Here is a 1,189-nt window from a genome sequence, read left to right on the forward strand (position 1 = left end):
CCCATCGCTGGCCGCAACCGCGCTGAGACCGAAGGCCTCATCGGCTTCTTCGTCAACACCCTCGCCCTTCGCTCTCGCATCGACTCGCGCTCCTCCTTCTCCCAACTGCTCGCCCAGGTGAAGCAGTCCACCCTCGGCGCCTACGAGCACCAGGACGTCCCCTTCGAGAAGCTCGTCGAGGAGCTCCGCCCCGAGCGCAGCCTCAGCTACTCCCCTCTCTTCCAGGTCATGCTCGCGGTGCAGAACACGCCCTCCAGCACCCTGCGCCTCCCGGGGCTGACCTTCCGCGGAATCGAGGGCGGCAGCCGCGTGGCCAAGTTCGACTTGAGCCTCACCCTCGCCGAGTCCCCCGAGGGCTTCGTTGGCTCGCTCGACTTCTGCTCCGACCTCTTCGACTCCGCCTCCATCACTCGCCTGGTGGAGCACTTGCGGACGCTGCTGCGCTCTGCACTCACGCACCCTTCTCGTCCCGTCTCCTCTCTGTCGATGATGGACGAGGCCGAGCAGTCGCGAGTGCTGGTGGAGTGGAATGCCACCACTGCCGACTTCCCGGCGGATGCGTGCGTGCACCAGCTCTTCAGCGCCCAGGCTTCTCGCACTCCCGAAGCCCTGGCGGCGGTCAGTGATTCCGGCTCGCTCACCTACTCCCAACTGGAGGCGCGTTCCTCCCGGCTTGCTTCGCACCTGGCGTCCCTGGGCGTGAAACCTGGGACTCTCGTTGCCCTCTGCATGGAGCGCTCTCTCGAGTTGCCGGTGGCGCTGCTGGGCATCCTCAAAGCCGGCGCCGCCTACGTGCCGCTGGACCCCAGCTACCCTCGCGAGCGGCTGGCCTTCATGCTTCGCGACTCCGCCGCGCCGGTGCTTCTCACCCAGCACTCGCTGCGCTCATTGCTGCCCGACGGCCCCGCTGTCATTTGCATCGATGGGCAGGAGGATGCTTTCTCCGGCACGGCCTCACCGGCATCCGTCTCCGGTGCCGAGCACCCGGCTTACGTCATCTACACCTCCGGCAGCACTGGCCAGCCCAAGGGCACCGTCGTCTCCCACCGTGCCCTGGCCAATCATATGGCCTGGCTGCTCTCCACCTTCGGCCTGACGGCCGCGGACCGCGTGCTGCAGAAGACGCCGTTGAGCTTCGATGCTTCCGTCTGGGAGTGCTGGGCTCCGCTGCTGGTGGGCGCTCCCCTCG

Annotated in this window: 1 protein-coding gene; it reads left to right on the top strand. The window is 67.3% G+C overall.

Going from position 1 to position 1,189, the window contains the following annotated elements; genetic code table 11:
* Positions 1-1,189: non-ribosomal peptide synthetase (locus tag G4D83_RS45200; RefSeq protein ID WP_163871163.1), on the top strand; the 1,189-nt coding region annotated here is incomplete at both ends.

The sequence above is a fragment of the Myxococcus eversor genome (assembly GCF_010894455.1).
Classification (GTDB): Bacteria; Myxococcota; Myxococcia; order Myxococcales; family Myxococcaceae; genus Myxococcus; species Myxococcus eversor.